Origin of the sequence: Spirosoma sp. (assembly GCF_026391055.1) — a bacterium.
Taxonomy (GTDB): Bacteria; Bacteroidota; Bacteroidia; order Cytophagales; family Spirosomataceae; genus Spirosoma.
In genome coordinates, this window is sequence record NZ_JAPLET010000010.1 from 189,818 (window position 1) to 215,490 (window position 25,673).

Consider the following 25,673-nt stretch of genomic DNA (forward strand, 5'->3'; position numbering starts at 1 on the left):
GTTATCTTTTAGGAACGGGACAATAGGCAACATGGGTGATAACGGGCCATCCTTCAATTTTGACCTCCAAACGTTCCGTCATTCGCCTTACAGAAAAGACCAGACAGACAATTTATCTACCTGCCAGAGTGGTATTCATTTCCTGATCTAAAAAACAACCTTCCCGCCCGAAAATGTGTTTACAGGGTAGTTAGTAGATATCATTCACCTATATATACCCGCCACTTATAAAATGGACTTTATCGATTATTATAGCGTCCTGGGCATACCGAAAACGGCTTCGGACGAAGACATCAAGAAAGCATATCGTAAACTGGCCCGTAAACATCACCCCGATCTGAACCCGAACGATGCGGAGGCCAGCAAGAAATTTCAGCAGATCAACGAAGCGAACGAGGTCCTGAGCGACCCCGAAAAACGCAAGAAATACGACCAGTACGGTAAAGACTGGCAACACGCCGACCAGTTCGAAGAAGCCCGGCGTGGAAACGCTAAACGTCAACAACAGTCAAGGCGTCAGTATGCCGGTAGCGATACGGGCGACCATGACTTCTCGGGCGGCTTCGGCGGCTCTGATTTTTCGGACTTCTTCTCGTCCATGTTCGGGCAGGACGCGGGTTCGCGTGGGGGGAGGCAGCGGGCGCAGTTCCGGGGGCAAGATTACCAGGCCGAATTGAATCTGAATCTGCGCGAGGCTTATACTACGCATAAACAAACACTGACGGTCGATGGAAAGAATATCCGCATTACGGTTCCGGCGGGTATTGAGAACGGCCAGAAGATAAAGCTGGCTGGTTACGGTGCTCCCGGCGTGAACGGTGGTCCCAACGGCGATTTGTACATCACCTTCGTCATAGCCGACGACAGCCGCTACAAACGCAAAGGCGACGACCTGTATGTCGATGAGGAGATCGACCTCTATACGGCGCTGCTCGGTGGAGAGAAGATCATCGAAACGCTGGACGGCAAAGTAAAGCTAACCGTTCCGCCCGAAACACAGAACGGCGCCAAAGTGCGTCTGAAAGGCAAAGGATTTCCCGTTTACAAACAGGATGGCTCGTTTGGCGACTTGTACATTCAGTGGCAAATCAAGCTACCCACCAAGCTAACCGACGAACAGAAAGACCTATTCCGAAAACTAGCCGCGATGTAATATGCAGCCTAATCCCCTTATCCCCGTCAGCGAGTTCTGCATCCATCACCATGTAGAAATCGCGTTTGTTAACTCGCTGGAGCAGCAGGGCCTTGTCGAAACGATCTGTGTAGAGCAATCAGTTTATGTACAGCCAGAGCAGTTGCCTCGGCTGGAGAAACTCGTCCGGCTACACCAGGATCTGGCTATTCATCCCGACGACCTCGACGTGGTGAGCAACTTGCTGGAGCGGCTGGAGGGCCTACAGGGAGAGATCAGCCAGCTCCAGAACCAGTTGATGTTTTATCAACGTCGGGCTGACTGATCAGTCATTCAACATTGACTATGGGTTGTCACCGATTAAACCAAGCGTAGTTTCTGTCATCCCGACGCCAGGACCGGGCCTTGGGGATCTCCGGTTAACTCAAAAAATAGTCTCTATTGGGCTTCTTTTAGTAACTGGACAGCGCGGCTGCTGCGAAGAACAATTATAAGGAAACTTGATATCCATTTCTATTGATTATCAAGAATTTACACAAACGAGCGTTTATTGAGAATAAGCGTGCATTAGCCTTTTCATATAATATTCATCATTTGATACTGTCAATTCGTAAACTACATGGCTTCGTATTTGTGAAATACGAAGATTGACAACATGTGAGTTTTTACGATGATCCATTCTTCTAAGATCAACCACCCTATAGAGGTCGTGATAAGAGTGCGGATTGTTGTTTGAAAAGGGAAGGCGAAAAGCCCGTATTATGTTAATGAAAAATTGGTAGATTGAACTCGCCCACTACGAGTAAAGGACCGATGAAAATGGCCTTAGGGTCAACATAATGTTTGATTATACAACAAGAACTTATGTTGATTTACACAGTTTTGACGCTTTTAGCGTTCAAGGGATAAATCTTCAATTAGCTTGGCTATTGCACGTGCTGCCCAATACTTTCTTTTGGTGTGTCTCCCCCTGGCTACATCAGCGCAACTGCGAAAGCCTTACGGAAAACCAGTCCGTTGGGCAACTACCGCTGAACTAGCTGGAATCAGTCCTGTTCTTTCCCTAAATGTGGAGTACACACCGATCCAATTACCCAAGAGCTTCTTTGTGATTAGGGGTGGAGCAGGTCAGCTTTTTACGAGTTACAGTCCTCTAACCCTGCCACACGCGTTAACTTGGAATTTGGTCCTGAACGGTAGAACGAAGGGCTGTCCACCTAGAAGTGCACGAAATTCGTTCTTTGCTGAGATCGGCGTTGGCGGTGTCTATTTAGTAGGCGCTACGGAAGAAATCAAGTATCGATGGAGTCCAATAGTAGGCGTGCGACATTACTTCAAGTACAATCCATTAGCAACCGGATTTTGGAAAGTTCAACTCACCCCTGTTGTATCTGGGCAAGTAGTACCTTGGGGAGGGCTGGGTGTTGGCCTGTTGATAGATTAGTAGACATGCATATCTTAGCTTAACATAATTACCACTTATACAACTACAACCTTTACCGAATCAATGGGGTCTTTATGGAAAAGATAGCTATGAATATATCCCGTCTATTGCTCGGCTTATGCATTAGTTTGACCGCTCTACAAAGTGCATGTAACCCTTCGGTCGAACCTGCTTTTGAGACTGAACAACGCTACAAACACGAATTGTATAGCCCTGATGAGTGCGCGCGTATTAGCCAGTCAAATGCAGAGTTTAATTGCTCAGAAACAGTTCAATTCAACCCTGATGGTACAGTTTACCTTTTATTGAATGGAGGAGATGTAATAGTGCAAGGTAATTACCAACGACAAGGACAAAAGATTACGGTTCAACCCTCGGTTAGTCTACAGAACGAAGTCGTTTTCAGTATTATAACGGATAGTGAATTAGTTCGAATCGGCAGTAATACCAGATGGATTAAATATTAGCAAACTGTAGCCATCTTTTTTGTACTAAAGAAAGGGCGGTGTTTTCTTAAGTATACTGATTATTCTAAATTTATTTCCTTTACATAAAAATAGTTATACAACAGGTCTGAATAAAGTCTAATTTTCTGAATGGAACAGGCACCTAACAAATTTGGAAAATACCAATGTCCCTGTTGTGGCTACTATACTTTCCAAGAGCCAGTTGATAATCACTTTGATATCTGTCCTGTGTGCTATTGGGAAGACGATGGCATCCAACTACACGATCCAACGTATGAGGGAGGAGCTAACCGAGTAAGCCTATTAGAAGCTCGTGATAACTATAAAAAATATGGGGCGATGGAGCCTGATTTTAGAAGTAATACCCGTACTCCATTGCCTGATGAATTACCGGATTAATGCAACTGTCAATATCAACCTTGTCAACAATTAAATTGAACAAATTATAGCCCTGTTGTATAACTAATCTTATGTAAAGAAACTTTTCTAAGATACAGTCCAAAGACTTATTGAACCTTTTCGACTCGGTCAACTCGAAATCCGCGAGTAGCCATGATCGTATTAGGAATATCAATCAAATAAACTGTGCCCCACACCTTGTAGGGATACGCCCGAGTGGAATCGACCAAGCGGATGTTGCCGGTACGAGAATCAATACTTAAATTATTCTCTAAGTTCATAGCTTGGAGATATCTTGTTTGAGCAGGGCAAGTCGTCGCTGTTTTAAACTCAGGCCCAAATACTTGATCTTCGAAGATAAAAGCGTTACCCAAGAATCCTGCTCGACTTCCTTCGACTTGTCGTATCACGGTATTCTTATAGCCTGGCCAGCAACATTCTCCATTCAGGCAAGGCTCCGCTGATTGGTTGTGACAACTCATTGTTAAGCCAACAACGATGAAAATAAAAGTGATGACTAACTTCTTCATAAGATGTTTTATAAGTGCAATTATGTTAAGTACTACATTCTGTAAGACAAAAACAAGTACTGTCTTACACTTGTAAGACAGAGGGTAAAGACACTAGTAGTTCAAGGAAACGGTGTTTCAAATAACGCCCCATTTAAGCGATGGTTAACGAGTAGTTGACAGTAGCGTCAGTTTTATCCTCGTTCAATCTCAACCGGGTCGCCGGTGCGATTGTCATCTCAACAATCAAGGTCTTTTTTTCAGCGGTACACCTGAGCTTGTGAGATTAATCTTTGTCCCTAACGCTTAGAGTAATTCTTTGCGGCAGCCGCGCTGTCTAGATACTAAGAAACCCACTATTGAAGATCCCCGCTACGGCGGCCCAGTCCTGGCGTCGGGATGACAGAAGCGGCCATGGCATAGTACTCATTGATTTATAAAACTCGCCCAATACGCACTTTTTTGTTGGCAGCCGATCACGGTGCCGTTGTACGCTTGTAAGAGACTGACTATCTTGCCAAACGACTAACGTTATAGACTATGGCTTCTTTCTTTAACAAAGGGTTTGGCCGGAAACGGGACTCCGACACGAGTGGACGAATTCCTCCCGGCCAATACGAAACCCACGATTTCCCCGTACTGACGGCTGGTCCTACACCCCGCATTCCATTGACCAACTGGACGTTTTCGCTCGAAGGGCTGGTCGACACACCCGTTCAATGGACCTGGGAGGAGTTCAACGCCCTGCCGCACCAGTCGTTCACCAATGACATTCACTGTGTCACGAAGTGGACTAAGCTCGATACGCACTGGGAAGGCGTTTCCATCGAAACCCTGCTGGAGCATGCCAACGTAAAACCCGAAGCTACGCACGTGATGGCCTATTCCTACGGCGATTACACCACCAACATTCCGCTCGAAGACCTCCGCCATGGCAAAGCCTTTGTTGGGTTACGTTTTGAAGGTCAGCCGCTGACACCTGAACACGGCGGCCCCGCCCGGCTGGTGGTTCCGCACCTATACTTCTGGAAGAGTGCCAAATGGATTAAGGGCCTGCGGTTCATGGATGCCGACAAAGCTGGTTTCTGGGAACGGGGCGGCTACAGCATGTACGGCGATCCCTGGAAAGAACAACGCTATCGCAGCGACGACTAATCCCCGTATCAATGAACAAAATTCAATGGCTGATGGCCGAAGTAACGGCTATCGTTCAGGAAACACCGCGCGTGAAAACCCTAACGCTGCGCCTTCCAGAGTGGATACCACATCTCCCCGGCCAGCATTACGACCTTCGCCTGACGGCCGAAGATGGGTACCAGGCCGAGCGTAGTTACTCCATCGCGTCGCCACCGGAGAAGACCGGCGAGATCGACCTGACTATCGAGTTCATTGCCGATGGCGAAGTGTCTTCTTATCTCTTTGACGGCATCGGCATTGGCGACCCGCTGGAAGTGAGGGGACCTATTGGTGGTTATTTCGTCTGGAAGGACACGATGGCCAATGACCCCCTGCTGCTGGTGGCCGGTGGCTCTGGCATTGTGCCGCTGATGGCAATGCTGCGTCATCGGGCCAACATAAAAGCCACTAATCCGACGGTATTGCTGTTTAGTGTTCGTACCGATGAGGACGTTATTTATTGGAATGAGCTGAAGACATTAGCCTGTCAGGATTCTCAGTTCAGCCTGCTCATCACGTTCACCCGTCGGCCCCCATCGGACTGGACGGGCTACCAAGGGCGCATCGACGGGCCTATGCTGTCGGAAGTCTTGAGCCGGTTTTCCTCCCCACCGCTTTCGTATGTTTGTGGCCCTACCCCACTGGTCGAACAAGTCGCCAATACACTAGCCGACGTTGGTTTGCCCCCAACGAGCATTCGCACCGAGCGATTTGGACCCACAGGAACTTAATGGCTTTTGTACTTAATCAATTACCGTAAATTAGCCGGAGAAGAACTTCTCTACTTATGTTACGCCCCTACGGACTGATTGTATTGCTCACCGCATTACTTGTAACGACTACTGCCATGGCTCAATCCACCAAACGCCCCCGTGACTATGGCATCAGGTTCGGGGTGCTGCCAACTGGGCCGCTCAATGCCATTACCGATGTGCCGGGCGTTCGGGTGGGGCAGGTGACCCTTAACAAGGGCCAGAACATCCGTACCGGCGTTACGGCCATTCTCCCGCACGACGGCAACCTGTTCCAGCAGAAAAGTCCGGCCGCTATTTATATCGGCAATGGCTTTGGCAAGCTGACGGGTTATAGCCAGGTTGACGAACTCGGCACTATCGAAACCCCTATCGTGCTGACCAACACGCTGAGCGTCCCCACCGCTGCCGATGCGGTTATTGATTACACGCTGGCACAAAAGGGTAATGAGCAGGTTCGGTCGGTGAACACAGTTGTGGGGGAAACTAACGATGGTTCATTAAATGACATTCGGGGGCGGCATGTTATAAAACAGCATGTACTTGACGCCATCCAGCAAGCCAAAACCGGAACCGTTGACGAAGGCAACGTAGGTGCCGGAACCGGAACCGTTTGCTTTGGTTTCAAAGGCGGCATCGGTACGGCCTCCCGCAAGCTACCGGCCTCGCTGGGCGGCTACACGGTTGGCGCACTGGTCCAGACCAATTTTGGCGGGGTTCTGCAAATTGCGGGCGTACCGATTGGCGTAGCCCTGGGCAAGTACTCATTTAAGGAGAAACTCGACGGCTCCTGCATGATGGTCATTCTGACCGATGCGCCACTGGACGCCCGCAACCTCAAACGGCTGGCCAAACGGGCGTTTATGGGACTGGCCCAAACAGGAGGCATTGCTTCTAACGGCAGCGGAGATTACGTCATTGCCGTATCTACCGCGTACCGTATCCCGCACGAAACCGCCAGTTCGTTCGATGACCTGAAACTCCTCCGAAACGACAACGTGTCGCCTTTGTTCATGGCCGCCATCGAAGCCACCGAAGAAGCCATTATCAATTCGCTGTTTGCCGCCAAAACGAGTACGGGCGATCAGGGTAATACAGTAGAGCAGTTACCCGTCGATAAGGTGGTGGACTTACTGAAGAAAGCCGGACAGGCGCGGTAAAAAACCTCTAATGGGTCATTTGGCCGTGCTTGGCACTGGACTGGCCACTTCGTATGGCGAGCTTTACCAGGCCATAAACAACTAAACCCAGCACAATCATCGTGACGATCCATTTAAGATTGGTCAGCACGGAACAAAGGGACGCGATAACGTACGACGAATCGGGAAAAGCATTGAGTAGATAGACAATACAACTGTTTTCCAGCAGATCAGAAACAAGTATACCCACGGGCAATACATTTACCAGCCGAAACGAATTGTATTTTCTGTGTCTGAATAGTAACGTGAGGATAACACAAAACAGAAACGTGTAGATGAACGGATAAGCAATATCGGCGGTCTTTTCACCCTGTGCATAAACCGCCCGGCCTTCGGGTCCGTACGCTTCAACCATTTGTTGAATTCGGAACGGGTCATAGCCAACCAGCAAGTCGATAGGCCCAACGGCATGTCCCGCCAGCGTATTTATGCGGGCTTCGAGGTTCTTGAGAACGTACGCTGGGAAAGGCACATAAAGAACGATTCCCAGCAGTAATGTTTTCCAGGATGATATCCGATAAAAGAAAGTTGACAGAGCCGAAAGCATGTGTATGAGAACAGGTTAAAGAGTTGGAATACAAAGATTTAATTAACCGATAACTACCAGCATTAAGCCCTTGGCTCCAGCCAATTTACCTACCGGCATAGGTTTTATCCTTCCTGTTTCTGTTCACCTACGCGCCACAGTACAATTGCCAGACCAACAAACGACAGCGCACCCAGCAGCATGTAGCCGCCCTCTCCTAATGCACTGCCCAATGCAGGCTCCAGTGTTAGTGAGGCCAGCCCATTGTAGATGGATGCGTTAACCGATAACAACGCGACCGCCACCCCCGCTAAAGCACCTCCGGCAACCAGACCCGTTGCGAACAGATTTCCTTTGCCCAGATCGGCATCTTCTTCAACGATGCCTTTCCGCTTTTTACTGGCATCGACAATGGCTTTCACCAGGCCACCGGCAAAAATAGGCAGCGTGGTCGACAGCGGTAGATATAAGCCCACCGCAAAGGCCAGTGCACTTACCCCAACCAGTTCGAACACAAAGGCAATGAAGGCACCTACGAGCACAAACTGCCAGTCGAGGTTAAAGGATAAAAGCCCTTTTATGAGCGTAGCCATGAGTGTTCCCTGCGGAGCTGGAAACTTATCGGAGCCAATGGCATGCGTAATGCCCTGGGCCAGCAGATCGGGCGTGGGGGTATCCAGAATCTTCACCGTAGCACCCACTACCAGCGACGAGACGATAACGCCAACAAACAGGGCCATTTGCTGGTACTTCGGCGTTGCGCCAACGATGTAGCCGGTTTTGAGGTCCTGCGAGGTGGCACCCGCATTGGCAGCCGCCACGCAAATCATGCTCCCCACCACCAGCACAGCCGGTTCATACAATTTGCCTGTCAGACCGAAGCCAATGAAGACCAGTGAGGTACCCATAATGGTGGCAATGGTCATTCCAGAAACCGGTGACGAACTCGACCCAATGAGGCCCACGATACGACTGGCAACGGTAACGAAGAAGAAACCGAACACAATGACCAGCACGGCAATCAATAACTTGGTTACTATAGAATCGCCCGGAATTTGAGGCAATACAACCATCAGGGCCGCCAGCACGATGCTACCGATAATAACAATCCGCACGCTCAAGTCCTGTTCTGTTCGGGGAATGCTGTTGTGTCCGCTCATCGCATTTTCGGCTTCGATGGCGTTGATCGAGCTTTTGCTGAAACTTTGCTTAAACGAAGAGACAATGGTTGGAATGGTTTTGATGAGGGTCATGAATCCACCGGCTGTTACAGCCCCGGCACCAATCTGCCGGATATATGCCCGATAGATAGCCGCTGCCGTATCCGAGAACGTATGCGTAGCCGGATTCCAGCCCCCCGGTCCACCGGCAGTTTGCAAATTGTCCAGATAGCCCAGCTTCTGTAATTGAAGGGCAATGGTATCGCCCGGTACGACCGACGCCAGCAGGGGAATAAGACCGAGCCAGGCCAGAATACCTCCACCAACCAGCACCGCCGAAATGCGAAAACCGATAATGTAGCCCACACCCAAATACTCCGGTGTTATTTCGCCCGCTACCTGCGCCGATGGGAAATACCGATTCGCCTGCTTCGTAGCCCATACCGGCACTTCGGCAATGATATGCAGCACTTTCTGAAGGAAGGCATAGATAAGTGCTGCTCCCAGACCCTGGTAGGCCGTTTTAGCAAAATCACCGCCTTTTTCACCCGCAATCAGCACCGATGCACAGGCCGTACCTTCGGGATAAGGCAGCGTTCCATGCTCCTGCACTATGAGCGACCGACGCAGCGGAATCATCATCAGCGTACCAATCAATCCGCCCAGAATAGCCAGCGTGAGAATTGTCCAGTAATTGAAGAAATCGGCACCGGAGCCGTTCGTCAGGAAGAGAAACCCGGGCATGGTAAACACCACCCCCGACGCAATGCTCTCGCCCGCCGAACCGGTTGTTTGAATGATGTTGTTTTCGAGAATGGTCGTGTTCAGGAATCGACGACCGAGAGAAATGGCCAGCACTGCAATTGGAATAGAGGCTGACACCGATAGGCCCGCTTTGAGCGAAAGGTAAACCGTTGCTGCGCCAAATAATATGCCAAATACGGCGCCCGTAATAACGGCTTTAGCGGTGAACTCGGCGGGAGATTCCGCTGCGGGAACAAAGGGTTTATGGGCGGGTGGGGGTAAGGCCATTGTCTAAGGGTTTGTAATGCGTCAATCCTGAGCATAACAAAGTAAGACATTATCGGAACATACCGAAAGTCGGCCCTAACATTATTGAACCATACGGGGTGTATACTTATCCATCACGTCGCTGGGATGGATTTCCAGTACGTGGGCCAATACTAGTAATACCAATGTTCGGGACGCAATCCGGCGGGAGATACCCGCAATCGAGGCAAACAGGTCGACCGTTATGCTGTTGTGTTCGCCCAGATGCTGCATGAGCTTTTTCTCTTTTTCGCCATACGTAAAGCGAATGTCCCGTTCGGCCTGTTCACCCTTCAAGATTTCACGCACTTCGCGGCTGGCTTGAACGGATTTATCGCCAACACGCACATAAGCCTTTTTATTATCGGGTTCGGCCGGGTCAGGAATAACATAATGCGGACGTGTTGGACTTCGGGGCACCCGGATCACGAGAACTTCGCGCTCGTCGTAGAGCTGTACGCGTTCAATGGTGTAGGAAATTCGGGGGAAACAAAACTTGTTAATGGCCCGAACGAGCAGGTACTCGTCCTCATCGGCGTATTTGAGTCCGGGAATCTTCTTGTCGTCACCGACGCCAATGAGCATGACTCCACCGTTTGTATTAGCGAAAGCGACGACGCCCCGAATAATTTTCTCGGGATGATTCGTTTTCAGCTTGAACTCTAAATTGCTACCCTCTCCCCGCCTGACCAGGTTTTTGAGTGCCTGATAGTCCATAACCGATGGGTTCATCTGGTTGAGCACTGACTTGGTATAAAGATACGAATTTTCCACAAATTTGCAAGTAATCGTCTCGTATCTCTACTTTGCGTTGAAAACTACTGGTATATGGGTCAACTTTTCAACCACACAAACCGTTAGTAGAGCATATCATCTGACCTTTAGTGCAGGTTCAGCACAAGACCTTTAATGGCTTGTTTATTGGTAATCTGCACTATTAAAGAAACACAAAAATGCTGGTAAATGTTGCTTTGGTACTAGGGACTTTCCTGTTTATGGAAGGCGTGGCTTGGTTTACGCACAAGTACGTTATGCACGGCTTTTTATGGAGCTGGCACCGCGATCACCACAACCATCACAACGGTTTTTTCGAAATAAACGATCTGTTTGCCGTTGTCTTTAGCCTAACGGCTATTGGTATGTTTCTGGCCGGAGTAGCCATTCCGGAACTCAGCTTCCTGACATGGATTGGGGCGGGTGTAACCCTTTATGGCTTGTTCTACTTCATCTTCCACGACATCATTGTTCATCGCCGGGTGAAGATGAAGATCGATACGAGTGGCCGCTACATGCAACGCATCATGCGGGCGCATTACATCCACCATAAAGTACACTCGAAAGAAGGTGCCGAAGCATTCGGCTTTCTGTATGCCCCCAAGAAGTACGACCGTCCTGTGAAAACGGCAAAGACGGAAGTAAAGGCAGGTTAAAACGTACCTATGGGCTAAAGCCAGTAAACAGGTAACCTGTTGAGTTCGCTGAATACGGACTAAAGTGGGTAGGTACAATAACAGCATTAAAAAAGGCGTATTCATCTAACTGGATACGCCTTTTTTAATGAGGATGCCTGAATGGATCAATACTCGTCTTCGTTGAAGAAGAAATCATCCTTAGTTGGATAATCCGGCCAGATTTCTTCAATGCTCTCATAAGGCTGCCCATCATCTTCAAGTTCCTGAAGATTCTCAACAACTTCGAGAGGGGCTCCTGACCGAATGGAATAATCAATCAATTCGTCTTTGGTGGCAGGCCAAGGCGCATCTTCCAAATAGGATGCTAGTTCGAGTGTCCAGTACATAGTGTGTTCGATATTTTAATGACTGCTTTTAACAAGGGTGCAAAAGTAAAAAAACCGTTAATATCCAAGCTCTTTTCAGCAAAAATGTTCGCAACCGTTCTTTTAACAGGATTTAGGCCATTAACGTGTAAAATTGAGTATTGTTTCTCTTCTGTGGGATAAAGATGTCATTTAAGGTGTAACATCCAAACATGTATATTTAACGGTTTATTTTAATTGCTTAAAGACCCTTATTTTACCACACTTGTGACTTGCCAATTCCCAGTAAGTCGCTCTAATGACGCGTAAATTTTTATATATCCCCATCAACGGTACGACTATGCTACTTGAAGTATGCGCTTACTCCCTCGATTCATGCCTTACAGCCCAACGGGCAGGTGCCGGACGAATAGAATTGTGTGGTGGTATGGCCGAAGGAGGAACCACACCGAGTGCCGGCTTAATCCAGCTCGTCCGACAGCACATCCACATACCCATTTACGTAATGATCAGGCCACGTGGGGGCGACTTTCTGTACTCTGACACTGAACTGGCGGTGATGCGGGCGGATATAAGTCTGGCCAAAGCACTGGGCGCGGATGGACTGGTTCTGGGTCTTTTGCAGGCCAACGGCACCATCGATGAAGCGACTACCCGTACGCTGGTAGAACTGGCACAGCCGTTACCCGTTACGTTTCATCGGGCTTTCGACATGACCCGCGATCCGATTGAAGCCCTCGAAGCCGTTATTCGTACTGGTGCCGTTCGGATTCTTACCTCCGGCCAGCACCAAACCGCAGAAGCGGGCTTATCCGTTATTCGGCAACTGGCACAGCAAGCGGCCGGACGCATTGAAATTATGGCGGGTGCTGGGGTGAATGCTCTAAACGCGCCTTTATTTATTGACGCAGGCGCAGACGCGCTTCATTCCAGCGGTAGTCACACGGAAGACAGCCGGATGGAATTTCGTCAGCCCGCCGTTTCCATGGCCTCAGCCGTACCCGATGAATACGAATACATCGAAGCAAACGAGGATAAAGTAAGGGCACTAGTCGCACTTACAAAACAATCGCCCGGTTCCCTGAAATAAACACCCGGTCGTTAAAGACCAGTTTCAACGCCTGCGACAGCACAATTTTTTCAACGTCCTTTCCTTCCGTGGCCATATCGGCTGCGGTATGGCGATGGTCGACTTCTTTAACATTCTGCGCAATAATTGGCCCTTCGTCCAGGTCGTTATTGACGAAGTGAGCCGTGGCTCCAATAATCTTCACCCCCCGTTCGTAAGCTTGCCGGTATGGATTAGCACCAACAAAGGCGGGCAGAAAGGAGTGATGGATATTGACGATCCGGTTTGGAAAACGATTGACGAAGCCGGGCGTCAGCACACGCATGTACTTGGCCAACACAAGATATTCTGGTTCATAAATAGCCATCGTCCGTAAAATAGCTTCCTCATGTTCCTCCCGGCTCTTCCCTTCGTGCGATATATAATGAAAGGGAATACCAAACTTGCTGACCAATGGCTGTAGACTGTTGTAGTTGCTCACCACTGCCAGAATATCCGCATCCAGTTCATCGAACGCATAGCGAATAAGCAGTTCGCCCAAGCAATGATGTTCCTTTGTTACCATTACCACAATATTCTTCTTACGCTTAGGATTCAGCCGAAAGGTGATTCCGGATTGATAAGCTATGTTTGGCAGCGTGGAATGCCCTACCGAGCGGGCATTTTCAGTCGCTTCCGAGCCGGGTATTGTAGAGGTCAACTCGTCTAACAAAGCCGCACTGTCGAAAGTATCCGCCCCCCCGGTAGCCTCAAACTCCGTGCGCATGAAAAACCGCCCCGATGGGCTCACGTACTCGTCATTATGAATGATGTTCAGATTGTGCCGGAACAATACGCCCGTCACGTGATAGATCAGCCCCTTACTATCGGGGCCATCCATGAGCAATATATGTTTATCAGGAGCCGTCATAAAGCGTTTCGAATAAATCGGCCAAAAGTAGTAAATGCCAAGCGTTTATTCCTTTAATTTGAGCCGTAAGCCTTATATGTATGGTAAATAGACGTCGTTTTCTAACGCTTGGCTCACTGGCCGGGCTTCTCCCCTCTTTATCGTTTAGCCGCTCAAGATCAAACTTTACCGGCAATATAGACAGCCCTCCGGTACCCCAGGCACTCAATCAAAACCCTTTACCCATTGGCCCGCCACCATCAGGTCCGCTGGTTATTTCGACCTGGAAACAGCCCAAAGCCAATGCAGCGGCTCAGGCCGTACTTGATAAAGGCGGCAGTGCCCTGGATGCTGTTGAAGCGGGCGTTCGAATTCCCGAAGCCGATCCCGACGACATGAGTGTTGGCTACGGTGGCCGCCCCGACCGCGACGGTCATGTTACACTCGATGCCTGCATTATGGATGAGAAAGGAAATGCCGGCTCGGTTACGTTTCTGGAGCATATTATGCACCCCATATCAGTAGCCAGAGCCGTGATGGAGAAAACTCCCCACGTTATGCTCAGTGGCGAAGGTGCCCTTCAATTTGCTCTTGCCCAAGGTTTCAAGAAAGAAAAGATGCTCACGGCAAAAGCCGAGAAGGAATGGAAAGAATGGCTCAAAACAGCCAAATACAAACCCATTGCCAACATTGAACGGCACGATACCATTGGTATGCTGGCCATCGACGCAAAGGGAAACATTTCAGGTGCCTGCACCACCAGCGGTTTAGCGTATAAAATGCGGGGCCGCGTTGGCGATTCGCCCATTATCGGGGCGGGTTTGTTTGTCGATAACGAAATTGGCGGAGCTTGTGCTACCGGCCTTGGCGAACTGGTTATGCGAACCTGTGGCTCATTTTTAGTGGTGGAGCTAATGCGGCAGGGCCGAACACCCCAGCAAGCTTGTGAAGAAGCCGCCCTCCGGATCGTCAACAAACAGGAGTTCAAGGATATACAAGTCGGTTTTCTGGCAATAAATAAACAAGGGGAACACGGTGCGTTTAGCATTCAACCCGGCTTTAACATCACCTTATCGAAGAATAACCGAACAGAAGTGACAGACGCCAAGTCATATTTAAAATAAACAAATTTATCTCTTATTGTTTATATCGTTTATTTGCACGGCAAAGGCGCTATAAGTCGTTATGATCAACCATTGCGCCAAAACTACTAACTAATTTGGAAGCGGTATTTTCAACATCGAAGCGAAAATTACTACTGGAAATCGCCTGGGAGGTGTGTAATCAAGTAGGTGGAATTTATACAGTGATTCGGTCGAAAGTGCCGGCAATGGTGGAAAAGTGGGACGATAACTACGTAGCTCTTGGCCCCTATTTTCCGCAGCGTTCGGCAGCCGAGTTTGAACCTATTACCGACTCCGACGAAACGGAGATTGGCCAGACGGTTCGGAAGATGCGGCAGTTGGGCTATCGTGTCGAGTACGGCTACTGGCTCGTTACGGGCCGCCCCAGGGTGGTACTGTTCGACATTAACAGCATTACCGTCGAACAGCTCAACGAAATCAAAACGCGGCTTTGGCTCAACTACCAGCTCTCAACGCTGAATATTGAAGATCTTGTTAACCAGACGATTGCGTTTGGCGAAATGGTCCGCCTGTTTATTACGCTGCTGGCCGAGGACCATGCCCGCCGGGTTGACTTTGTAGCGCATTTTCACGAGTGGATGGCCAGTACCGGTCTGCCCGACCTACGTCGCGACAATGTTAAAGTAGCTACCGTTTTCACCACGCACGCTACCATGCTGGGGCGCTATCTGGCCCAGAACGAGCCCGGCTTTTATGGTAAACTACCGTTTTTCGACTGGAAACGGGAAGCGCTGCATTACGGCATCGACACTCAGGCAACCATTGAGCGACTCGCGGCTATGCAGGCGCATGTGTTTACCACGGTCAGCGATGTTACGGCCCGCGAGTGTGAAGTATTCCTGGGTCGGAACCCGGACCTGGTTCTTCCCAACGGTTTGAACGTCACACGATTTGCCGCCGTTCACGAGTTTCAGAACCTGCACGTTCGCTATAAACAGAAAATTCATGAGTTTGTCATGGGTCACTTTTTCCAGAGTTATTCGTTTGATCTGGAAAAAACTCTGTACTTTTTTACCTCGGGCCGATTTGAGTTCTCCAACAAAGGGTATGACCTGACCCTCGAAGCCCTCGCCCGGCTGAATTACCGGATGCGCGAGGCTGGCATGGACATGACCGTTGTTATGTTTATGGTCACCAAGCAGCCTTATACCTCTATTAATCCGGATGTACTGCATTCGCGGGCGTTGCTGGATGAAATTCAGGAAACCTGCGAGAGTATTGAAAAGCAGGTTGGCGAACGGCTATTCCAGGCCGCAGCATCCGATCCAAACGGTACATCGCTGCCCGATCTCAATAACTTTGTCGATGAATACTGGCGACTCCGGCTTCGGCGAACGGTACAAAGTTGGAAAACGAAGCATTTACCGCCTTTCGTGACTCACAATCTGGTGCAGGAGGACGACATGACGCGATTCATTCGTCAGGCTAATCTGGTTAATAACGAGTATGACCGGGTAAAGATCGTCTACCATCCGGACTTCATTGCCTCAACTAACCCGCTTTTCGGGCTAGACTACAGCCAGTTCGTTCGCGGGTGCCACCTGGGCGTTTTCCCGAGCTATTATGAGCCTTGGGGTTATACACCACTAGAGTGCGTTGTGCGCGGTATTCCAACCGTTACCAGCGATCAGTCGGGTTTCGGTGATTTCATTATGCAGATCATGCGCGACTACGAAAACCGGGGTATCTATGTGATTAACCGCCGGACGCAGTCCTTCGACGAAGCCGCCGACCAATTGGCCGATGTGCTCTATCGTTTCGTTCGGATGGCCCAGCGCGACCGGATTCAGCAACGGAACCGCGTTGAGAGCATTGCCGATGTCTTCGACTGGAGCAGCTTGCGGTCGTATTACGACACCGCACACGATCTGGCATTGAAGCGGAAGAAACCGTAAAGAGATACAAGATGTATGGTATAGTATATTGGAGTCAGAGCCTATACCATACATCTTATATCATACATCCTATATGACCAAAATCGGTATTATCAACGTTTCGGACCGGGCCAGCGCCGGTATTTATGAAGACATTCCGGGTAAAGCGGTCGTTGGCTTTTTAACCGAATGGCTAAGCTGCGAATGGGAACCCGTCTATCGGATCATTCCCGATGAACAGGACCAGCTCGAAGCAACCATGATTGAACTGGCGGATGCCGAAGGCTGCTGCCTGGTGGTCACCACCGGCGGCACAGGCCCCGCCCTGCGCGACGTAACCCCCGAAGCGACCGAAGCCGTTTGTCAGAAAATGATGCCCGGCTTTGGGGAACTGATGCGTCAGGAAAGCTTAAAATACGTACCCACAGCCATTTTGTCGCGGCAAACGGCCGGTATTCGCAACCAGACACTCATCCTGAACCTACCGGGTAAACCTAAAGCCATCGGTCAGTGTCTGTCTGTAGTATTTCCGGCAATTCCATATTGTATTGACTTGATTGGGGGGGCCTTTTTGACGACTCACGAGGATAAAATGCAGGTGTTCCGACCTAAAAACTAGCATCAACCCAATCCCAAATCTATAAGGTTTCTAAAACCTTATAGATTTAAGGAAACTACTTCGGAAAACTAACCTTCCCCATCGTAACCGTCGGTACGCCCTGCCGATTGCCAAACGACGTATCACCACCCGCCAGACATTCGTTGGCCAACACGGCAAATAAAACCGCTTCTTTCGCATCACCGTTGATATTAAGTTCACCGGTCAGCCCAAACGAACAATTGGGCAGCCCTTTCTTAAGGGCCATTGTCAGCATGGGGTTGTGTGCCCCGCCCCCGCTCATGTAGATCCGGTAGGTTTCGCCTTCGTGCACAACCCGCCGGATGGCATCCACAATCGTATCGGCACTGAATTGCACAAGCGTAGCCATCAAATCTTTGGCCGATAGGCCGGTTGTTTGACTTCGTGCCTGTGCCTCTTCCACGTAAGCAATCTTGAAGACTTCAGGGCCTGTTGTTTTGGGAAAAGCTGCGTCGAAGAAGGGATTGATTTTTAAAGCATGGAGAAGATCATCATTAATCGTTCCCTGAGCGGCCAGTTTGCCATCTTCGTCGTAGGACTTGTTCAGAAATTTGCGGGCGTAAGCATCCAGCAGTGTGTTTCCCGGCCCCGTATCGGTTGTAAAAACGTTACTGGCATCTTCATCGGCGGGCAGGTACGTGAAGTTGGCAATACCGCCCATATTCAGCAAAAGACGATTCTCGCCCGCTTTCGAGAACATGAAATAGTCTCCGTAAACAGCCAGTGGTGCTCCCTCACCCCCGTGTGCTACGTGCTTCTGCCGGAAATCGCTCAGCGTAATAACTCCGGTGACGGCCGCAATGTGATCGCCATCGCCAATCTGGAGAGTAGCGTTCGGGAACTTATCGTGCTGGTGCTGACTTTTTGGAGCGTGATAGACGGTTTGCCCATGACTGGCAATTATATCTACCTCATTAGTAGTAATACCCCATTTTTTCAGGCAATCGAGAATGAGTCGACCATGCAGCCGACCGATGTATGGATTTAACAAACAAAGCTTCTCGAATTCGATTTTGTCTTTAGCAAAGATGGTCCGAATCTCAGCTTTCAGTTCTTCATCGTAGGGTACCGTAGTAAAACGATGTAGGACAACATCCGTATCAGGTCCACTACCAGAAATATGACAAAGAGCTACATCAAGACCATCGAGCGATGTTCCGGACATCAGGCCAATAATTCGGCGGACTGGCTGTTGAGCGATGTTATAAAGGTGCTGAATTTGACGATTCATAAACTGTCAATTGATGTTGACTGGTCGGTAGCCACCGGTACAGACCAGCCGCTACGCAAATAACGCATGGATTTTTGGGGCGACGAGCAATTTTCTTTTTTTGAAAGCATTCTGTTTTCGGCGCTGGGCCATCCGGTCCAAGTTATTGAAATGCAGTTTGTATCAGGTGGAAATATCAACACATCGGCTCAGGTGTTTTCATCGGAAGGTGTTTTTTTCGTCAAGTGGAATCAACTGGAGGAGTCGACCGCCGAGCAGCCGGATATGTTTGCATCCGAAGCTCGCGGGCTTGATTTACTCCGGCAGACCGATGCGCTGCATATTCCGCAGGTTATTGGGTATGGTCGTCTCCTCGACAAATCGTATTTGATTCTGGAATACATTGATCCGGGCACACCGGATAAGCAGTATTGGGAAACCCTCGGGCAGTCGCTGGCGGTACTGCACTCCCATACACAACCCACGTTCGGCCTGAATTTCGAAAATTACATTGGCTCGTTACCACAAACCAATACACCTACCCCTAATGGCTACGACTTTTTCTTTGACCATCGCCTATTACCACAGGCCGGTTTAGCTTTGTACAAAGGGTTGCTGCCCAGATCAACCTACGATGCGCTGCTTCGACTCCGGCAACAGTTACCGAATCTGCTCCCGAACGAGCGGCCTGCGTTACTGCACGGCGATTTGTGGTCGGGCAATGTGCTGGTAAACGAAGCGGGCCAGCCAGCGTTGGTAGACCCCGCCGTTTATTATGGTTTCCGGGAGGCCGAGTTAGCCTTTACGAAATTGTTCGCTGGTTTCGACGACCGGTTTTACGAGGCTTACCACGAAACGTTTCCGCTGCAAAACGGTTTTGACGAGCGCGTCGCCATTTATAATTTGTATCCCCTACTCGTTCATGTGAATCTGTTTGGCTCTGGTTACGTTAGTGGCGTAGAAAGAATTTTGAAACAGTTTTAGTCTTTTTAGTCGGTAAGCGGCTACGCCCAAGTCATTAAGTCAGTAAGTGGGTGATATATGCAGCTGCTTCTGGCGTCAGCCACTTACCGACTTAGGCGTAGCCACTTACTGACTTACCGACTTACTTACCTATGGAAATTACCTCCTTCGAACAGTTCGAGTTGAACCGGCAGTTGCTTAATGCCGTGGCCGACCTTGGTTATACAGAACCCACCCCTATTCAGCAGAAAACCATTCCACTGAGCTTGGGCAACCATGACGTATTAGGTATTGCGCAGACAGGAACCGGCAAAACGGCGGCTTATCTGCTGCCAATTCTGATGAAAGTGAAATACGCACAGGGTAAAAATCCGCGTGCGTTAATTCTGGCTCCCACGCGTGAGCTGGTCATGCAGATCAATCAGGCCGTTAGTGAGTTAGGAAAATACACTGACCTGCGCCACCTGGCTTTGTACGGCGGGCTGGGCCCTAAAACACAGATTGAAACCCTCCGAAACGGCGTCGATATAATCGTTGCTACACCCGGCCGATTTATGGATTTGTATCGATCCGGCGAAATCGTGACGAAGGAGATCCGCACTATGGTGCTCGATGAAGCGGATAAAATGATGGATATGGGTTTTATGCCCCAAATCCGGTCTATTCTGGAAATCATCCCCACCAAACGCCAGAACCTACTGTTCTCGGCGACGTTTGGCGGGCGGGTAGAACGTCTTTCATCCGAATTTCTGGAAGCACCTATAAAAGTGGAAGTAACGCCACAGGCCTCCACTGCCGACATGGTAAGTCAGGTGATTTACGAAGCGCCTAATTTCCGCACCAAAATTAATATGCTGGATTACCTCATGCGTCAGGAGAACTTTCAGCGGGTTATCATTTTTGCGCGGACAAAGGGGACCGCTGATAATATCTATAAGTTTTTGTCCCGAAAAGTGATCGAGCCGGAAAAAATCCGGGTTATTCATGCCAATAAAGGACAGAATACCCGGATCAATGCGATGGATGCCTTCAAGGAGGGAAACATACAGGTACTGGTCTCGACGGATGTAGCCGCCCGGGGTATCGATGTGGCCGAGGTAAGTCATGTGATTAATTTCGATCTGCCTCTGATTTACGAAGATTATGTTCACCGGATCGGGCGTACGGGACGGGCTAATCACACCGGAGAAGCCATTACGTTTTTGACAAAAGCTGAGGAGTACCACGTTCAGAAGATTGAACGAATTATAAAGGCTACTATTCCCCGCCAGCCGCTCCCGGCTGGCGTAGTGGTAGCAGAAACGCCTTTTGAGGAGGAGCAAGCTATGCTCCGCGAAATTGACGAGCAGCGACGCAAGGAAGATCCAACGTTTTTAGGGGCTTTTCACGAGAAAAAAATCACGAATATGGCCCCCGGACGCGAGCGGGACAAAGCACAAGCAAAGCTTTCTGGTGCTAAGAAACCCTCACCATCGGGCCCAGGAACTCGTCCTGGAAGCTTTAGCCGCAAATCTGGTGGATCGGTAAGCGCAAAGTCTGGAGGTAGCAAGCGGTCAGGCTCTCGGGGGGGGCGTCGGTAATCCGTTCAAAATGTACTAATTTGGATTCCCATTTCGTTCTATCGAGACAAAACCCCCTGGTATAGTACTTTCTATGAACGTCCGGATGAATCTGATACAGTGGACTTTAGTTGCGTTACCGTTTTTGTCGGCAGCTCAACCTAAGCAACTTATTATATCGGCGCGCTCGGGCGATTCTATTCGGCGAAACCCGCCCGCAGAAAAACCGGTTGAAACGATTGCTCATCAGGCTCCCGAATCGGTTTCGGCAGACGCAACAGAGACGGCTGGTGTTTCGGTAAATATCCTCCCTCTTTTTGGCGAGCGGGCTAAAACCGCCGAACAGATCGACGCTGAAATTCACTTCCTGAATGACTGTGACCGTAATTTTGCCAGTCGTCCAGAAGCCAGTGATTTTTTTGCCGCCCGCGGCTGGGATTATGTATCAAGCGGTCAGTTAGATACCGCTGCACACCGGTTCAATTTATCCTGGCTGTTGAATGATCATAACGCCGATGCGTACTGGGGGTTAGGAGTTGTGTGCTACCAGAAGAATCAACTCCCGAACGCTATTCGAATGCTCAAAAAAGGGCTGGCTGTTGCCGATAGCAACGTCGCTCTGATAACCGACTTAGCAACCGTTGAGATTAAACATTATCAGGAAAAACCAACTCCAGAGCTGCTAGCAGAAGCAGAAGGGTTCTTGAACCATGCCGTCGCCTTGAGCCCGGATAATGCAGGAGCGATTCAGAAACTATCGGTTGTGTATTTTTTGAAAACTGATTACCCTAAAGCATGGGACTATTTCCACCAGGCGCGTAATCTGGATTTATCGGTGCTTGACCTGAGCTATCTGAATGAGTTATTAGCCAAGTATCCCGACCCTAAGCGCGTATTCAAGTAATGAATTGGGTGGGGTAAGTGAGTGGCATCCCCTGCCCTCAAATTAATTTTCCGTTTCTTCTTCCTGGATTACTTTTTCCTTTGCGCGTTCGAAGGTCACTTTGCCTTTTTCATCCCATTCCGTAAGGGTATACGGCTCAAACTCGGTATCCCACTGGTCTTTGGCGTATTGTGATAACTTACGACGCATTCGGCGACCGTTCGGGTTAACGGGATAGTATTCTGTCCATCGGCCAATTTTAACCCCGTTTTCGTACTTTCCTTCTTCGGCCAGTAACCCGTTCTCGTAAAAGGCCATGTACGTTCCTTTCACTTTTCCATATTCCATTGGAACAATTTCCTTTATCTTACGGTGAGTGGAGTCGTAGTAAACCAAGCGCGACTCGGCCGGAACACCCCGATACCAGCGGGCTTTATCGACGAGCGTAAATTTACTGTCGTACTTTTCCCAGCGGCCATCTTTCATTCCGGCATAATAGTAGCCTTCTTCAACCAGATCACCGTTTTGGTAGCGTTTGTAAGGCCCGTGAAGCAGCAATCCGGTGCCTTCGTCTCGAACGATCGAACTTGTTACCCGGGCAGATTTTTGATAAAACCGGTAGATTTCGCGAATGTAAGGCAGTGGTTTAGCAGCATCATTGTCCCGCAGAACAAAGAACTCTTCAATAACCGTCCGTTCACCGCTTCCAAATTTGGTATATGCTTTCACCATCGACAGACCCTCATATTCTGTCTTGGACAGCTTGGTCTTACTCTTCCGATCGGCTTTCAGCTTTTTGAGTTGCTTTACTTTCAACCCTAAATCAGGCATGATACCAGCCAGATAAGCATCTTTCTGATCTTTTAGCGAAGCCCCGGTTGGCAAACCCAGCGTCGTGAGCGATGAAGGAACCGAGGAAAAACCATCTAACAGTGAAGGTGTCGCTCCGGAGGGCGCTAAAACCGGTTTAGTCGCTGTTGTAAGCGAAGTGGGGCCCGTTTGTGCCTGTGCAGTAAGTATTACCAGGCCAATAAATGATATGAGTAAAATCCGTCGTTTCAAATCAGAAGCAAACATAGCCTTGGCAAACGATTGGTGCCCGAAGTTTGTTAGTTTTGCAACGATATTTAAAGTCATATTATTTTATAATCTGTCCGTCTACTAGTCAGGCGGTTATGTCCATCCTCAATTAACGTGGAAAAACACGCTCGTATTTATGTTGCCGGACACCGGGGTATGGTTGGTTCGGCGCTTGTTCGTAAGCTTCAAAGCGAAGGTTTTACAAACATTATCACCCGTACTTCGTCTGAACTGGATCTGCGCAATCAGGCTGCTGTGAATGATTTTTTCCAACGGGAGCAGCCCGAATACGTCTTTTTGGCAGCTGCGAAAGTAGGAGGCATTATGGCGAATAACATCTATCGTGCCGAATTCCTCTACGACAACCTGATGATTGAGGCTAACATCATTCATAGCGCCTATCAGACAGCTGTCAAAAAATTATTATTTCTAGGCTCCTCCTGTATTTATCCAAAGTTAGCACCCCAGCCCTTAAAAGAGGAATATCTGCTGAGCGGTTTTCTGGAAGAAACAAACGAGCCTTACGCAATTGCTAAAATTACGGGCATTAAGCTTTGTGAATCGTACCGGAGTCAATATGGCTGTAACTTCATTTCGGCCATGCCAACGAACCTGTATGGCCCTAATGACAATTACGACTTACAGGGTTCGCACGTATTGCCTGCACTAATCCGGAAATTCCACGAGGCTAAAGTAAATGGCCACCCAACGGTTGAAGTATGGGGAACGGGCTCGCCGAAGCGTGAGTTTCTTCATGCCGACGATCTGGCTGCGGCCTGTTTCTTTTTGATGGAGAATTACAATGATGCTATGTTCGTCAACATTGGTACCGGCGAAGACGTCACCATTCGCGAAGTAGCCGAACTGATAAAAGAAACCGTTGGCTTTACGGGCGAATTGCGCTGGAACACCGACAAACCCGATGGTACACCCCGAAAGCTGATGGATGTGTCAAGACTGCACGACATGGGCTGGAAACACACCACCGAGTTGAAAGACGGCCTTGAGCGTACTTATCAGGATTTCCTGACCAACGAAGTTTTATACGTTGAATAAAGCGTAGATACGCAATACCTTGTGTCTCCTATGCGCCAGCAATTCGTCATATCAATAAACCGATTGATTTTGACGAATACGAAACATTGCTTACGCATAGGAGAGACGCAATGCCCTGCGTCTCTCCAGATTACAATTTCTTTGCCGGGTTGCCGAATACGGTCGTTCCGGCTTCTACGTTTTCGATTACAACAGACCCTGCGCCAATGCGGGCATTTTTACCAATTGTCACCCCGCTGACAATTGTAGCGCCAGTGCCTATAAACGTTCCTTCTTCGACAGTGGCCCCGCTGTTAATTACGCTTCCGGTACCTATCTGAACGTAGTCACCTACTTTAGCCTGGCTTTCGATAATCACGCCTGATTGCAGGATGCAATGCTGTCCAACTTCGGCCAGGGGACTGATGACCACGCGGGCTGCAATAAGATTCCCATGCCCGATTGTTGCCATGCCCGACACCGTTGCGGTATCATGAATCGCATTTACGGGCTGAACCTTACGCCGTTCGTTAAGCATCTTGACCAGACGCTTACGAACCCGAGCATCATTTATTGCCACAAACGCTTCGCACTTCTGGCCAATTAATTTCAAAAAGCCATCATTGTCCGTTTCGCCAAGTACGGAAACATCACTGAACTCTTTACCGTGCAGCTCTTTGTTGTCATCCAACAGACCATAGACAACTACAGTATTTCGTTGAAATATATCTAAAGCCGTCATCCCAAGGCTACCGGCTCCAAAAATAAGCACTGGATTTTCCATTTATTCTTATTGTGTTAAGTCTATGTTAAGCATCTGTTTAACAGCGCTATAAGCTTGTCAATTTGGTAACATTTCGGTAAATCCTACTTCATTCATGAACAGTAGTTTCGTTCATGAAATCAAGTACGCACTTCCGCACCATTGTTATGTCGGACATTCACCTGGGCACCGCCGGGTCGAAGGCCAAAGAGGCTACTGAGTTTTTGCGTAATTACTCCTGTCAAAAACTTATTCTCAATGGCGACATCATTGACGGTTGGCAGCTGAAGCAGTATGGTACCTGGAAAAAGAAACATACCGCCTTTTTTAAAACGGTTTTAAAGCAAATCGTTCATTACGATACCAAAGTTATCTATCTGCGTGGTAACCACGACGACTTTCTTGATCAGGTGATGCCGCTCAAGGTAGGCAGAAACTTTTCGATCCGGAAGGATTACACCCTGACCTCCGGGACCAAAACGTTCTATGTTACGCACGGCGATGTATTTGATTCCATTACGTCGCAAATGAAATGGGTGGCCTACCTGGGCGACATTGGCTATACTTTTCTTTTATGGGTAAATAAATTCTATAATCATTACCGTACCAGGCGGGGCTTACCGTACTATTCACTTTCCCAACAAGTAAAATCCCGCATCAAAAAAGCTGTTAGCTACATCTCCGACTACGAACAAAAGCTAACCGAACTAGCCCGCGCCCGTCATTGCGACGGGGTCATCTGTGGCCATATCCACCAGCCCGCCATCCGTGAATTCGATGGTATCATTTACATGAACTCCGGCGACTGGGTGGAATCCCTCAGTGCACTGGTAGAAGACCATGCCGGAAACTGGAGTCTCGTGTACTACACCTGCGATTTGAGTAATGATGACTCAGTGGCTTCTCCCGCTGATCGGGAGCGTCAACCCGTGAAGAGCAGCACATCTGTTCAGGTAAATTAATTCTCTTATC

The 25,673-nt window shown here is 49.1% G+C and carries 25 protein-coding genes; 16 read left to right on the forward strand and 9 right to left on the reverse strand.

Annotated elements, in window-relative coordinates; all coding sequences use genetic code 11:
* Window positions 1–232: 232 nt before the first annotated feature.
* The 3 genes from NT073_RS03165 (at window position 233) to NT073_RS03175 (ending at window position 3,442) form a co-directional block, all read left to right on the forward strand.
* The gene (locus tag NT073_RS03165; RefSeq protein ID WP_297368650.1) at window positions 233–1,153 is read left to right on the forward strand and encodes a J domain-containing protein; all 921 of its coding nucleotides are present in this window, start codon (window positions 233–235) and stop codon (window positions 1,151–1,153) included.
* Window position 1,154: 1 nt separating this feature from the next.
* The gene (locus NT073_RS03170; protein ID WP_297368653.1) at window positions 1,155–1,457 is read left to right on the forward strand and encodes a chaperone modulator CbpM; all 303 of its coding nucleotides are present in this window, start codon (window positions 1,155–1,157) and stop codon (window positions 1,455–1,457) included.
* Between the two features lie 1,715 nt (window positions 1,458–3,172).
* Entirely contained in the window at window positions 3,173–3,442 is a 270-nt protein-coding gene (locus tag NT073_RS03175; RefSeq protein ID WP_297368656.1) for a CPCC family cysteine-rich protein, read from the forward strand.
* Between the two features lie 107 nt (window positions 3,443–3,549).
* On the opposite strand, the gene NT073_RS03180 is transcribed toward NT073_RS03175, so the two are convergent.
* Window positions 3,550–3,972 carry a hypothetical protein gene (locus NT073_RS03180; protein ID WP_297368658.1) on the reverse strand — a complete coding sequence of 141 codons (423 nt, stop codon included), beginning with the start codon at window positions 3,970–3,972 and terminating at the stop codon, window positions 3,550–3,552.
* Between the two features lie 519 nt (window positions 3,973–4,491).
* Between NT073_RS03180 and NT073_RS03185 the strand changes: the two genes are divergently transcribed.
* From NT073_RS03185 to NT073_RS03195, 3 genes are read left to right on the forward strand one after another with little or no spacing between them, the layout of a single operon-like run.
* Window positions 4,492–5,106: a sulfite oxidase-like oxidoreductase gene (locus tag NT073_RS03185; protein ID WP_297368661.1), complete on the forward strand. Its 615-nt coding sequence runs from the start codon at window positions 4,492–4,494 to the stop codon at window positions 5,104–5,106.
* 11 nt (window positions 5,107–5,117) lie between these two features.
* Complete coding sequence (locus NT073_RS03190; RefSeq protein ID WP_297368664.1) at window positions 5,118–5,858, forward strand: ferredoxin reductase; 741 nt, start codon at window positions 5,118–5,120, stop codon at window positions 5,856–5,858.
* A 56-nt stretch (window positions 5,859–5,914) separates the two neighbouring features.
* On the forward strand, window positions 5,915–7,039 hold the full coding sequence (locus NT073_RS03195) for a P1 family peptidase (protein WP_297368667.1): 1,125 nt from the start codon (window positions 5,915–5,917) through the stop codon (window positions 7,037–7,039).
* 7 nt (window positions 7,040–7,046) lie between these two features.
* Here NT073_RS03195 and NT073_RS03200 read toward each other — a convergent pair whose 3' ends face one another.
* From NT073_RS03200 to NT073_RS03210, 3 genes are all read right to left on the reverse strand, one after another.
* On the reverse strand, window positions 7,047–7,625 hold the full coding sequence (locus NT073_RS03200) for a hypothetical protein (protein ID WP_297368670.1): 579 nt from the start codon (window positions 7,623–7,625) through the stop codon (window positions 7,047–7,049).
* A 104-nt stretch (window positions 7,626–7,729) separates the two neighbouring features.
* Window positions 7,730–9,796: an OPT/YSL family transporter gene (locus NT073_RS03205; protein ID WP_297368673.1), complete on the reverse strand. Its 2,067-nt coding sequence runs from the start codon at window positions 9,794–9,796 to the stop codon at window positions 7,730–7,732.
* A gap of 81 nt (window positions 9,797–9,877) precedes the next feature.
* Entirely contained in the window at window positions 9,878–10,546 is a 669-nt protein-coding gene (locus NT073_RS03210; RefSeq protein WP_297369145.1) for an ATP-binding protein, read from the reverse strand.
* Between the two features lie 221 nt (window positions 10,547–10,767).
* On the opposite strand from NT073_RS03210, the gene NT073_RS03215 reads away from it, so the two are divergent.
* Entirely contained in the window at window positions 10,768–11,244 is a 477-nt protein-coding gene (locus tag NT073_RS03215; protein ID WP_297368677.1) for a sterol desaturase family protein, read from the forward strand.
* Between the two features lie 146 nt (window positions 11,245–11,390).
* Here NT073_RS03215 and NT073_RS03220 read toward each other — a convergent pair whose 3' ends face one another.
* Window positions 11,391–11,612 (reverse strand): DUF2795 domain-containing protein, encoded by a 222-nt coding sequence (locus NT073_RS03220; protein ID WP_009284883.1) that lies wholly within the window; start codon window positions 11,610–11,612, stop codon window positions 11,391–11,393.
* A 319-nt stretch (window positions 11,613–11,931) separates the two neighbouring features.
* Between NT073_RS03220 and NT073_RS03225 the strand changes: the two genes are divergently transcribed.
* Window positions 11,932–12,681 carry a copper homeostasis protein CutC gene (locus NT073_RS03225; protein WP_297368686.1) on the forward strand — a complete coding sequence of 250 codons (750 nt, stop codon included), beginning with the start codon at window positions 11,932–11,934 and terminating at the stop codon, window positions 12,679–12,681.
* Here the strand turns inward: NT073_RS03225 and purU are convergent.
* Window positions 12,650–13,570: a formyltetrahydrofolate deformylase gene (gene purU / locus NT073_RS03230; protein WP_297368690.1), complete on the reverse strand. Its 921-nt coding sequence runs from the start codon at window positions 13,568–13,570 to the stop codon at window positions 12,650–12,652. The two genes, NT073_RS03225 and purU, sit on opposite strands and share 32 nt — an antisense overlap.
* An 80-nt stretch (window positions 13,571–13,650) precedes the next feature.
* Here purU and NT073_RS03235 point away from each other — a divergent pair, with 80 nt between their 5' ends.
* The 3 genes from NT073_RS03235 (at window position 13,651) to mog (ending at window position 17,187) form a co-directional block, all read left to right on the forward strand.
* On the forward strand, window positions 13,651–14,673 hold the full coding sequence (locus NT073_RS03235) for a N(4)-(beta-N-acetylglucosaminyl)-L-asparaginase (protein ID WP_297368693.1): 1,023 nt from the start codon (window positions 13,651–13,653) through the stop codon (window positions 14,671–14,673).
* 95 nt (window positions 14,674–14,768) lie between these two features.
* Complete coding sequence (locus NT073_RS03240) at window positions 14,769–16,589, forward strand: glycosyltransferase (RefSeq protein ID WP_297368696.1); 1,821 nt, start codon at window positions 14,769–14,771, stop codon at window positions 16,587–16,589.
* 73 nt (window positions 16,590–16,662) lie between these two features.
* On the forward strand, window positions 16,663–17,187 hold the full coding sequence (gene mog / locus NT073_RS03245; protein ID WP_297368699.1) for a molybdopterin adenylyltransferase: 525 nt from the start codon (window positions 16,663–16,665) through the stop codon (window positions 17,185–17,187).
* A gap of 55 nt (window positions 17,188–17,242) precedes the next feature.
* Here the strand turns inward: mog and NT073_RS03250 are convergent, their stop codons facing one another.
* On the reverse strand, window positions 17,243–18,439 hold the full coding sequence (locus NT073_RS03250) for an anhydro-N-acetylmuramic acid kinase (protein WP_297368702.1): 1,197 nt from the start codon (window positions 18,437–18,439) through the stop codon (window positions 17,243–17,245).
* 66 nt (window positions 18,440–18,505) lie between these two features.
* On the opposite strand from NT073_RS03250, the gene NT073_RS03255 reads away from it, so the two are divergent.
* The 3 genes from NT073_RS03255 to NT073_RS03265 all read left to right on the forward strand — a co-directional run bounded on the left by NT073_RS03255 (window position 18,506) and on the right by NT073_RS03265 (window position 21,844).
* The gene (locus tag NT073_RS03255; RefSeq protein WP_297368705.1) at window positions 18,506–19,402 is read left to right on the forward strand and encodes a fructosamine kinase family protein; all 897 of its coding nucleotides are present in this window, start codon (window positions 18,506–18,508) and stop codon (window positions 19,400–19,402) included.
* Window positions 19,403–19,533: 131 nt separating this feature from the next.
* Window positions 19,534–20,961 (forward strand): DEAD/DEAH box helicase, encoded by a 1,428-nt coding sequence (locus NT073_RS03260; protein ID WP_297368709.1) that lies wholly within the window; start codon window positions 19,534–19,536, stop codon window positions 20,959–20,961.
* Window positions 20,962–21,034: 73 nt separating this feature from the next.
* Window positions 21,035–21,844 (forward strand): hypothetical protein, encoded by an 810-nt coding sequence (locus NT073_RS03265; protein WP_297368712.1) that lies wholly within the window; start codon window positions 21,035–21,037, stop codon window positions 21,842–21,844.
* A gap of 42 nt (window positions 21,845–21,886) precedes the next feature.
* Here NT073_RS03265 and NT073_RS03270 read toward each other — a convergent pair whose 3' ends face one another.
* Window positions 21,887–22,960, reverse strand: coding sequence for a hypothetical protein (locus NT073_RS03270; RefSeq protein WP_297368715.1), 1,074 nt, complete (start codon window positions 22,958–22,960; stop codon window positions 21,887–21,889).
* A 57-nt stretch (window positions 22,961–23,017) separates the two neighbouring features.
* Here NT073_RS03270 and NT073_RS03275 point away from each other — a divergent pair, with 57 nt between their 5' ends.
* A complete protein-coding gene (locus tag NT073_RS03275) occupies window positions 23,018–23,959 on the forward strand; it encodes a GDP-L-fucose synthase (protein WP_297368718.1) in 942 nt (313 codons plus the stop codon).
* A 130-nt stretch (window positions 23,960–24,089) separates the two neighbouring features.
* On the opposite strand, the gene NT073_RS03280 is transcribed toward NT073_RS03275, so the two are convergent.
* On the reverse strand, window positions 24,090–24,722 hold the full coding sequence (locus NT073_RS03280) for an acetyltransferase (protein ID WP_297368721.1): 633 nt from the start codon (window positions 24,720–24,722) through the stop codon (window positions 24,090–24,092).
* 113 nt (window positions 24,723–24,835) lie between these two features.
* Here NT073_RS03280 and NT073_RS03285 point away from each other — a divergent pair, with 113 nt between their 5' ends.
* Entirely contained in the window at window positions 24,836–25,663 is an 828-nt protein-coding gene (locus NT073_RS03285; RefSeq protein WP_297368724.1) for a UDP-2,3-diacylglucosamine diphosphatase, read from the forward strand.
* Window positions 25,664–25,673: the final 10 nt, after the last annotated feature.

Coding starts and splice junctions, on each gene's coding strand:
- NT073_RS03250 (WP_297368702.1), bottom strand. CDS start 18,439: ATGAATCGTCAAATTCAGCACCTTTATAACATCGCTCAACAGCCAGTC.
- NT073_RS03260 (WP_297368709.1), top strand. CDS start 19,534: ATGGAAATTACCTCCTTCGAACAGTTCGAGTTGAACCGGCAGTTGCTT.
- NT073_RS03175 (WP_297368656.1), top strand. CDS start 3,173: ATGGAACAGGCACCTAACAAATTTGGAAAATACCAATGTCCCTGTTGT.
- NT073_RS03205 (WP_297368673.1), bottom strand. CDS start 9,796: ATGGCCTTACCCCCACCCGCCCATAAACCCTTTGTTCCCGCAGCGGAA.
- NT073_RS03210 (WP_297369145.1), bottom strand. CDS start 10,546: ATGAACCCATCGGTTATGGACTATCAGGCACTCAAAAACCTGGTCAGG.
- NT073_RS03235 (WP_297368693.1), top strand. CDS start 13,651: ATGGTAAATAGACGTCGTTTTCTAACGCTTGGCTCACTGGCCGGGCTT.
- NT073_RS03215 (WP_297368677.1), top strand. CDS start 10,768: ATGCTGGTAAATGTTGCTTTGGTACTAGGGACTTTCCTGTTTATGGAA.
- NT073_RS03265 (WP_297368712.1), top strand. CDS start 21,035: ATGAACGTCCGGATGAATCTGATACAGTGGACTTTAGTTGCGTTACCG.
- mog (WP_297368699.1), top strand. CDS start 16,663: ATGACCAAAATCGGTATTATCAACGTTTCGGACCGGGCCAGCGCCGGT.
- purU (WP_297368690.1), bottom strand. CDS start 13,570: ATGACGGCTCCTGATAAACATATATTGCTCATGGATGGCCCCGATAGT.
- NT073_RS03225 (WP_297368686.1), top strand. CDS start 11,932: ATGCTACTTGAAGTATGCGCTTACTCCCTCGATTCATGCCTTACAGCC.
- NT073_RS03185 (WP_297368661.1), top strand. CDS start 4,492: ATGGCTTCTTTCTTTAACAAAGGGTTTGGCCGGAAACGGGACTCCGAC.
- NT073_RS03255 (WP_297368705.1), top strand. CDS start 18,506: ATGGATTTTTGGGGCGACGAGCAATTTTCTTTTTTTGAAAGCATTCTG.
- NT073_RS03170 (WP_297368653.1), top strand. CDS start 1,155: ATGCAGCCTAATCCCCTTATCCCCGTCAGCGAGTTCTGCATCCATCAC.
- NT073_RS03165 (WP_297368650.1), top strand. CDS start 233: ATGGACTTTATCGATTATTATAGCGTCCTGGGCATACCGAAAACGGCT.
- NT073_RS03220 (WP_009284883.1), bottom strand. CDS start 11,612: ATGTACTGGACACTCGAACTAGCATCCTATTTGGAAGATGCGCCTTGG.
- NT073_RS03270 (WP_297368715.1), bottom strand. CDS start 22,960: ATGACTTTAAATATCGTTGCAAAACTAACAAACTTCGGGCACCAATCG.
- NT073_RS03200 (WP_297368670.1), bottom strand. CDS start 7,625: ATGCTTTCGGCTCTGTCAACTTTCTTTTATCGGATATCATCCTGGAAA.
- NT073_RS03195 (WP_297368667.1), top strand. CDS start 5,915: ATGTTACGCCCCTACGGACTGATTGTATTGCTCACCGCATTACTTGTA.
- NT073_RS03180 (WP_297368658.1), bottom strand. CDS start 3,972: ATGAAGAAGTTAGTCATCACTTTTATTTTCATCGTTGTTGGCTTAACA.
- NT073_RS03190 (WP_297368664.1), top strand. CDS start 5,118: ATGAACAAAATTCAATGGCTGATGGCCGAAGTAACGGCTATCGTTCAG.
- NT073_RS03285 (WP_297368724.1), top strand. CDS start 24,836: ATGAAATCAAGTACGCACTTCCGCACCATTGTTATGTCGGACATTCAC.
- NT073_RS03280 (WP_297368721.1), bottom strand. CDS start 24,722: ATGGAAAATCCAGTGCTTATTTTTGGAGCCGGTAGCCTTGGGATGACG.